This window comes from Loktanella sp. SALINAS62, from assembly GCF_018263905.1.
Classification (GTDB): Bacteria; Pseudomonadota; Alphaproteobacteria; order Rhodobacterales; family Rhodobacteraceae; genus Loktanella.
Genome location: NZ_JAAFZU010000019.1, coordinates 1 through 9,063 on the forward strand (window position 1 = coordinate 1; position 9,063 = coordinate 9,063).

General features: G+C 57.8%; 7 protein-coding genes and 1 tRNA gene. 5 read left to right on the forward strand and 3 right to left on the reverse strand.

Annotation, left to right across the window (positions count from 1 at the left end):
- The first annotated feature begins 314 nt into the window (after positions 1 to 314).
- From GZH79_RS07305 to GZH79_RS19205, 5 genes are all read left to right on the forward strand, one after another.
- Entirely contained in the window at positions 315 to 1,502 is a 1,188-nt protein-coding gene (locus GZH79_RS07305; protein WP_211643133.1) for a site-specific integrase, read from the forward strand.
- Positions 1,474 to 2,259 (forward strand): hypothetical protein, encoded by a 786-nt coding sequence (locus tag GZH79_RS07310; RefSeq protein ID WP_211643134.1) that lies wholly within the window; start codon positions 1,474 to 1,476, stop codon positions 2,257 to 2,259. The genes GZH79_RS07305 and GZH79_RS07310 overlap by 29 nt, the downstream gene beginning before the upstream one ends.
- A gap of 345 nt (positions 2,260 to 2,604) precedes the next feature.
- A complete protein-coding gene (locus GZH79_RS07315; protein ID WP_249219029.1) occupies positions 2,605 to 2,916 on the forward strand; it encodes a hypothetical protein in 312 nt (103 codons plus the stop codon).
- Positions 2,913 to 4,964 carry a hypothetical protein gene (locus GZH79_RS18980; protein ID WP_249219030.1) on the forward strand — a complete coding sequence of 684 codons (2,052 nt, stop codon included), beginning with the start codon at positions 2,913 to 2,915 and terminating at the stop codon, positions 4,962 to 4,964. The genes GZH79_RS07315 and GZH79_RS18980 overlap by 4 nt, the downstream gene beginning before the upstream one ends.
- Before the next feature lie 254 nt (positions 4,965 to 5,218).
- Positions 5,219 to 5,410, forward strand: coding sequence for a helix-turn-helix domain-containing protein (locus tag GZH79_RS19205; RefSeq protein ID WP_211643135.1), 192 nt, complete (start codon positions 5,219 to 5,221; stop codon positions 5,408 to 5,410).
- 27 nt (positions 5,411 to 5,437) lie between these two features.
- Here GZH79_RS19205 and GZH79_RS07330 read toward each other — a convergent pair whose 3' ends face one another.
- From GZH79_RS07330 to GZH79_RS07340, 3 genes are all read right to left on the reverse strand, one after another.
- Entirely contained in the window at positions 5,438 to 6,112 is a 675-nt protein-coding gene (locus GZH79_RS07330) for a hypothetical protein (RefSeq protein ID WP_211643136.1), read from the reverse strand.
- Positions 6,113 to 6,687: 575 nt separating this feature from the next.
- A complete protein-coding gene (locus GZH79_RS07335; protein WP_211643137.1) occupies positions 6,688 to 8,142 on the reverse strand; it encodes a Pycsar system effector family protein in 1,455 nt (484 codons plus the stop codon).
- Between the two features lie 839 nt (positions 8,143 to 8,981).
- Positions 8,982 to 9,058: transfer RNA gene (locus tag GZH79_RS07340), tRNA-Met, on the reverse strand.
- Positions 9,059 to 9,063: the final 5 nt, after the last annotated feature.

The following is a 9,063-nucleotide window of genomic DNA, read 5'->3' on the forward strand; positions in this document are numbered from 1 at the left end:
CTTGACCCCAACATGAACCAAAATCCATAATCAGAGGTGGCTCACTTCTCGGTGAAAAAACCGGCTCAGTTCTGAGTGAAAATCAACAGTACTGATAATACTGAGAAGATTTGGTTGCGGGAGTAGGATTTGAACCTACGACCTTCAGGTTATGAGTCTAACAGCCCATTGTTTGCGCTTCATTGCTGAACGTTATTTAAGTAATCTATAACAGTATCTTATGCATATTTTGACTTTGCTCAGGACGACTGCGGATTGCCCGTTTTTGCGCTCTAGTGTAGCACCAGTGTAGCACCGCACCGGAGGGCAGACAGATGGCAAGCTTTGAGATCAACTTTACCAAGGCGGCGCTGACAGCGGCCAAGCCAGCCCAAAAGGGCAAGCGGGATTACTACTACGATGCCAGGGAAAAAGGTCTGGTGTTGGCGGTCACGGCGGCAGGCAGCAAAACCTTCTACCTGTACAAGCGGATCGACGGACGCCCCGAACGGCTGTTGCTGGGCAAGTTCCCCGATTTGACGGTTGAGAACGTCCGCAAGCTGGCCGCGAGTGCCAAGGGCGAGATCGCGATGGGCGAGAACCCGCAAAAAGCAAAGCGGGCCATTCGCGACGAGATGACGTTTGGGGCGCTGTTCACCGAGTACCTGGAAAAGCACTCAAAGGTGCACAAGCGGTCTTGGGCTTACGACGAACGCGAGGTGAACAAGTTCCTGCGTCATTGGTTCAGGCGCAGAATCTCCAGCATCGAAAAGCCAGAGGTGGAGCGGCTGCACGCCAAGGTCGGCAAAGACAGCGGCATCTACCAGGCCAACCGCCTTTTGGAGCGCATCCGGTCAATCTTCAACAAGGCGGCGGATTGGGGCTGGCAAGGCGTGAACCCGGCTACAGGGATCAAGAAATTCCGCGAACAAAGCCGGGATCGATTTTTGCAGCCCGAAGAGCTGCCGCGCTTCTTTGCGGCCCTGGCGAATGAACCAAATGAGGCGGCACGGGATTTCTTTATGATCTCGCTTTTGGCCGGGGCGCGCAAATCCAACACGCTTGCGATGCGCTGGGACGAGATCAATTTCCATGCGGCCACCTGGCGGATCGCGGTGACTAAAAACAGCGATCCGCAAATTGTGCATCTGTCACCTCAGGCCATGACAATCCTGCAAGAGCGCAAGCTGCACTCGCTTAGCCCCTGGGTGTTTCCTGGCGCTGGCGCAAAGGGCCACCTGGCAGACCCAAAGAAGGCCTGGGCGCGCATCCTCAAAGAAGCGGGCATTGCCGATTTGCGGATTCACGACCTACGCCGCACCCTGGGCAGCTGGCAGGCCGCACATGGGGCGAATAGCTACATCATCGGCAAATCCCTGGGCCACCGCAGTCAGCAATCCACCGCCGTCTATGCCCGCCTGAACCTTGATCCGGTCCGCGAGTCCGTCAACAAGGCCACCGATGCAATGTTTGGATACATAGGAACGCCAGAGAATGAGCCAGAGACAGACGAGAGACCCTGAACCTTGGCAACGCCTGCTGACGAGCGCCGATACCCATCACGATCTTTGCAATCTCTTTCCTGCCGCGTTTGTGGACAGCTTTGCGACCCGCTTTGATCGCGCCCCGCATCCTATTGAGATATTCAGAGGTGTTATCGAAACGGGCCATGCCTATGTGCGCGGCAAGTGGCTAAAGCAGGCAGAGAAGAGTAAGTTGCTGCAGTATTCCGGCGTTCACATGATGGGCGCGGGTGTCGCTGCAAGGCAGCTGGCCGCATCCTTAAACCAACTTACCAAGAGCGACCTAGCGAACCAGATGGTGAGTTCGAAGCTGGCGGAGGCGCTGGACGCAGACCCAGGCCTCACGCACGGCCGCAAGGCGTATGTCACGCCGAACGCGCCAAGCGGGCCGCAGTCGCAATTGGCGACCCTGCATCAACTGGCGATAGCCCTCGAAGACGGGATTAGCCAGATCATCGCATTGCCAAGTGAGGATGACGACGCGGACGCGGCGCGAGAGCGGGCTTTTGATTTTGTTGACGACGTGAACGGCAGAAAGGTCAAAGTCTTGTCGAAGTACTTTGCGATAGAAGAGGCCGCGCGGGCCTTTCAACCGTTGTGGGAAAGGCACTCGACCACTCCTTTTATCCGTGGCCGGTACCACGAGACCGGCGGCTACGACTGTGCGCCCGGCAGAGCGTTGCACCAAATTGTCCGCAAACTTGATTCCACAGTGGCGGAAAGCTTGGCAGGCACCGCCATCGAAAATATCCGATAAAACCAATAAGTTGTTTTGCGTAGCGTTTGGCGCAACACTTTTTCCTATGTAAGGGATTTGATACCCGCCCACAGCAATAGCGGATAGCGCGTCATATCTGCGATCTTCTCAGCATCGACAACTTATGCTGAAAAGGCCTTAAAATATGACGACTACGCTACCAAAACCAAATCTTCTCACACCGCAAGACGTGGCAACGCGGCTTGGGGTCTCTACCACAACGCTTGCGACCTGGCGTTGCACCAAACGCTACGCCCTGACGTAAATCAAGGTCGGGCGGCTTGTCCGGTATCGCCTGGCCGACCTGGAAGCGTTTGAGGCGTCCCGCGAACATGAGGTGGGGCTATGAGCATCCGCACCAATTGGCGCAGCGTGTCATTCGTGGCGGTCAATATGGCCTGCCTGGATCGCTTCCCGAGCTTGCTAGCAACGTGGCTGCCCGATGGGCGCCGCTACGGCCAGGAATGGATTGCGCGCAATCCGACCAGGGCCGACCGCCACGCCGGATCATTCAAGGTGAATACCGTAACGGGGCGCTGGGCAGACTTTGCTACGGGTGACACAGGCGGCGATCCTGTGAGCCTGTACGCTTACATAAGGGGGCTGAAGCAATCCGATGCCGCGCGCGCCCTGTGCGACGAATGGGGGCTGACATGAACGCGACCGCTCTAAAGGCATTGCGCCACCCGAAAGCAGGCGCACCCGCGATGCAGCACCTCTACCGTGACGCAAGCGGCAACACCGTGCTTATCGCCAATCGCTTTGAGCGTGGCGGCGGCGATAAGTTCTTTATCCCCTATGACGTTGCCAATGACACCTGGACCGCCTTGGACAGTCGCCCGCTCTACCGCCTGCCAGAGCTTCAGGCTGCAAACTTGGATCGCCCGGTTATCGTGACCGAAGGCGAGAAGTGTGCCGATGCGCTGGCAGCGTTGGGCTTTATCGCGACAACGACCTTTGGCGGGTCGAACGCTGCGCGCAAATCCGACCTGTCGCCCCTCACGGGGCGGCGCGTCATCATCTGGCCAGACCATGACGAACCCGGCCAGAAATACGCCGCACAGATTGCGGATACGTTACATAGGGAATTTGAGACCCCCACAAAGCTGGTTCCGATCTCCGATGCCCTCCTATGTAAGGTACCGGTACGGAATACGGCTGATACGACGGCAAATTCTCTTACGTTACATAAGGGATGGGACGCAGCTGACGCTATCGCGGGCGGCTGGGGTGTCACAGAGATCAACCGCTTGATCGCCCTTACGTTGGATGACGGCCCGCCAACGCCAGACGCAGAAGAAGCCAACGACGATGGCCCGCTCTTTGAGGACGCGGACCTGTGGCACAGTCCGGACAAGACGCCCTTCGCGACGATCCGGCGCGGCAATCACTTCGAGACCTTCGCGCTAGGCAGCGGCGGCTTCAAACGGTTGCTGGCGTATGAGTACTTCCAGGCCAAGGGTAAAACACCTGCCGCCGCCAAGCTGGACGATCTATCGCGGCAATACATCGGCCAGGCCTTGTTTGAAGGCGACACCCATCCGGTGTTTTTGCGGATGGGGCAAACCGATGAGGGCTTTGCCCTGGACCTGGGCGGGGCTGATTGGTCGGTGATCGACGTTGACGCCGAAGGCTGGCGCGAAAGGCCGATGGGCAGTCCGCGTTTCCGCCGCTCACCCGGTATGGCGGCCCTGCCCCGCCCTAACCGTCAGGGTGCGGACCTGGATTGCTTGCGGCCCTTCGTGAACGTCCGCAATGACGATGACTTTAAGCTCATCGTCGGGTGGCTCCTGGGCGCGCTACGACCAGACGGCCCCTACCCGCTCTTGATCCTGACGGGCGAACAGGGCAGCGCCAAAAGCACCACGGCCAAAGTCCTGCGCCGCCTGATCGATCCGGCAGAATTGGACAGCCGCAGCTTCCCCGGCGACGAGCGGGATTTGATGATCGCGGCACAGAACGGCCACGTCCTGGCCTTCGACAATCTGTCACGCATCAAGCCCGCGATGGCCGATGCTTTGTGCCGCCTGGCAACGGGCGGCGGCTTTGCCACCCGCAAGCTGCACAGCGATGCCGATGAGGTACTGTTCAAGGCGACCCGCCCGATCATCTTGAACGGCATTCCGGAGTTGGCAGAGCGGCCCGACCTGGCTGACCGGGCGATTAGCCTGAACCTGCCTGTGATCTCGGAAACCCGGCGGGAATACGAGGCAGACTTTTGGCAACGCTTTGACGCGGCCCGCCCTGCGATCCTGGGCGCGTTGCTGAATGCGATATCGGGGGCGATGGCCGCACTGCCCTCTGTGCGACTCTCAGAGCGCCCCAGGATGGCCGACTTTGCAAAATGGGTCACAGCTGCCGAACAAACCTTAGGATGGCCTCAGGGGAGCTTTTTGCGGGCCTACAGCGCGAACCGCAAAGAGGCTGAGGAAGCGGCGCTTGAATGCAACGCCGTTGCCAGCGCAATCCTGACGATGATCCAGGCGCAAGGCACTTGGGAAGGGACAGCTGCCGATCTCATTACGTATCTACGTAAGCGCTATCCTGCGATCACTGAAGGCAGCGATGCATTCCCGCGCCAACCTGGGGCTTTTGGGGCGGAGCTTCGCCGCATTGCGCCCCTGCTACGGTCGCGGGGAGTTACCGTTACGCACACTCGCACAGGTAAGGAGCGCCGCCGGATTATCGTCGTCACGCTGACCTAAATAGCTGTCCGCCCTGTCCGCCCCCGTCCGCCATCATAATCAACAGGGCTTGGCGGCGGACAGCGGCGGACAGGGCGGACGGCAGAATGGGTGGTGACGGCAATTTGCAGCAAGCGGCCCCAAGCCGCCTTCCACCCGCCACGTAGATGACGCAGCGCAGCTTCACCAGACCGGCCATTCGTGCATCGTGCAGCATTTTCGGAGGGTGAAGGTGGGCAGAGCCGACAATTCAGACCTTCGCAGCACGTGCACCAATGTCTGCTCCGGCGAACCGTTCAACAAATGGTTGTTTTTGGCACATCAGACTCGCTTTATTGCGCCGCATGTATGACGCCGATGATTACTCGATCAGCGACCTGGCAGAGCTGTTCGACGTCTCGCGGCCGACCGTCTATCGCGTCTTGCAGCGGACACCAGCCGCAGATGCAACTTCGACTTCGATGTAGCTTCCGTTCGCTGCAAGGCCCATAAACTTACACAACGCGGCCTTTTTCAGCATTCAAAACGCCGTCGCATCTGTCGTTGGCGTCATGACGCTCGGCTATGGAGAAATGCGCGCGCCGGACCCAATAGATCGACCACAAGATCAGACCCGCGAACTTCACACTGTCCTCAACCATCACCTGAACCTCAGAATAATCCAGACGAACGTCGATGGCGACCGATGCCGCAAGCAATGTGAGGCCAACGTAAAGGCCCGCGTGAGACTTCCCGACAAGGGAAGAGCGGAACACGAAAAAGATCGTGATCGCGAACAGCCCGTAAGCTGCAAAGAAAAGAATTTCGGAAAGGCCGATCCGTCCCGCGAGATCCTCGTGAACCATGAAGAAATCGTCAATTCCCAACAGGAGACTGAATACTCCTACCCAAAACAGCAATCTCTTGCTGAGAGGACTATGCAACGAGGCGAATATGCATATGGCGCCGGCAGTCAGCAAGGCGAACACCCCAAGGTGCGAGATAATGCCCGCCAAAGGGGAAAAACCGAAAACAGCGGCGGGATCTCGCAGATACAATGACACGGGGTTATTGCCACGCCAGCCAACAGCCGTGAACATGGCGACGAGGAATACCGTGGTGCCTGCGACGGTGAGTGCAATTTCACGAGGGCGCAACGGCACCTTGGTTTTGGATCTATGGGCTTGCATGCAAATGCTCCAAATTCAATATCTATGACACTTTTATCCCAGTTTGTGAAGGTTTTGAGTAGGCGCCTGCCCCCGGATGAGACCCTTGCCCGATGGCCTTAACGCCAACGGCTTGCCAAATCTAAACAAAAGCTGCCGTTGAAAGGCGACGAATTGGCCTTTGATCTCGCCCGCCGTTGCGCAACTCGGCCTGCAACTGAATGAAGCGGAATTCACTGGCCATCAGGCCACCGCCCGCATAACCGGTGGCAGCATCCGCCTGCTGCACCGGCATTTGTCCAGATTGAGCGCATCATCAGGATCAACGAACTCTCGCTGTCACCGACGATGTGGTCGAAGCCGCCCGCACTACGCTGGTCGTCGGCGCCATGTAGTGCTGAAGAAAACGGGTCAGATAGCGGTAAAGGTCACAAGTTTTACTAACGACTGACGTTGGAATTGGATCAGAGGGTGGGTTTTTGCTTTTTCGACAACTCTTGACGACAGCCCACCAAGACAAGGCCGGGCGACGGAGAATGCTTTCGCGGCAGCGGTCCCCGATTGTATGCGCATGTCCCGAGCCGCGACACCAGATCCTACTCGGCCAGCTGTCCGTAATCCAGCATCATATATCGGGCAGGCTCGTTCTTTTTTTCGCTCCCCTCGTCGCTCATGATCAAAAGACGCGGGACGCCGTCGATCAGGATTGAATCGATGGATTCTACATTGTTCAGATTGATGATGTCGGGCAACGCGATGGGTTCAGGCTGGCTGGTTGGATTTCCGCTCCAGCGCCAGAGTTGCGAAAACCGCCCCCCCTCATAGCCTTCAAGCTCGTTCACGATCAGAAAGGCATCCAGGACCGGATCGTAGCTCAGCGCACGGATGCCGCCGCCCTGCAGTTCCAGCAGGATCGGCGCGCCAAAGCGCGGCGCGGCCTGATTGTTAAAGACATCGGCAGGGTTCTGAATCACCACAATCACGCCTTTGGTCGATGCCATGGGCGCGCGCAAACCGACGTAAAGGCTGTTGTCAGCGCGGACATAGGCCAGACCTTCGATATTAAGCTGTGCGATATCCAGATGCGCGCCGGTTTCTTGCAACACCAGTTCACGCAGCCCGGTATCGCCCGCAATGGCATCGCGCAAACCGCCGAATGTCGCGATTTCCCCGACACTGTTTCCAGAAATGCGAAAGCGCAGCAATTGTTCGCGGTCCGTTTTGCGTTCGCCGTCATTGTTCAACGAATGCGACGTGGTCGCATAGATGTATCCGTCCGCGTCGATCGACAGGCCTTCAAGATCGCTCAGTTTACGGCCGAACGCACGCATCACCCGGACGTCAAGCGAATTATCCTCTTCCAGCGCACCCATCTCGTCAATCGTCAGCAGGTTTAGGGCGCGCGACGACTCGTCCTCGACCACCAGCAGACGCCCGTCAGGCAACTGCTGGACGGCCGAGGGTTCATAAATATCGTCAAACACCCCGATGCCCAGATTGCGCAGGCGCACGGTGGGGTCGATGGCAGGGGCTATGACGGCCAGCGACATCTTCAGCATCAGGAATGTAATCAATGTGGCCAGAAGTCCCCAACGGAAAACAGTGTAGGACAGGTTCAGTAAGCGAAACTTGCGATCGGCCACCTGACCCAGCCAATATAGCTGGTCGCTCATGCTGAAATATATCTGTTCGCGGTTGCGCATCAGTCGTTGCATTTCAGTCCAATAGTCTTCGCGCGACAAGCGGACGCGCTGTTCGTAGATCAGCACGTTGCCCGGACCGTCCTCCGCAGAGTTCTGGCGCGCGCGCGCCATAAACACTCGCAGGTCGCGGAAACGCGCCGTCCCGCGCCGCATCGCAGTTAACCAATCCCACAGGCCGGCAAAAAGGTCGCTGCGTTCCGGCGATGCCGACAGCAGTGCAAAGGCGATCGATGCGGCTGCCGTGAAAAGAAACACTCCCGCCGGAAATAGGAACGCCGGCGATGAGGCAAAGATGAAGGCGCCGGAAATCATCAGCGCCGAAATGATGAACCCGTTGAGCGAGATCATTATGTTGGCCTTCATGGCCGCCAATGCGATAGTGTCCAGTTCGGCTCTGTAGCTGTTGCGAAACATCGTCTCGACAGCTTTTTCACTTCCAGGCGGCTTGGGTTTCTTGGCCTTCTTTTTCGAACCCCTGATCTGTCCGGATGCCTGGTCAGGAGGTGGCCGTGGGCCCGACCCGTCAGCTGCCGTGGCCTCGGCAGTCTTGGGTGGAGCCGCCATCGAGGTTTCATCGCCCGACGCGAGGTCCCCAGAGGTGCCGCCGACGTTCTGGTCTCGGTCTTTCGGCTTCTTCATCTGGGCTCACTGGTAAAAGAATTGTCATACGTCTGACGCTTTATTGCAATATAGAGGCACTTTGATTTGTCCAAACAGGTTCCGCGCGCGTCCCAGGCGGCTTTTCGCCATTGTTCCAAAAACTCTCGTTCTTAGAATATGCGTAAACGCCCTCGTAGGAGGCTACTAAAAACCCGGTTCCAAACCCAAGGCCTTGTTGAAGGTTTTTGACCGCCTCCTGACAGCCGACGTTCGCTGCGAAGCAGAAATCTTGCAACATGGGCTCTGAGCCGACCTTCGTCAGCGCGGCATGATTGCCCGCGTTCGCCCTCGGTTGAATGTCGGCTTCCAACCTCGGCGCATGAACGGTTCGCAGCTACGGCGAAGGTCTGGAAACCGCCCTTGTTCCAATCGACTCCGTCCAGCGGATGCCAAGCCAAGGCCTGCGACGCATTTGGCGACCTATGCGATATGTTGAAAACGTAGCACCGCTGTAGCACCGTGCAAAACGACAACGCAAAAAGCCACCCTGAGGTGGCTGGTAACGTGTTGTTATTATTTTAGGAAGTTGGTTGCGGGAGTAGGATTTGAACCTACGACCTTCAGGTTATGAGCCTGACGAGCTACCGGGCTGCTCCATCCCGCGATATT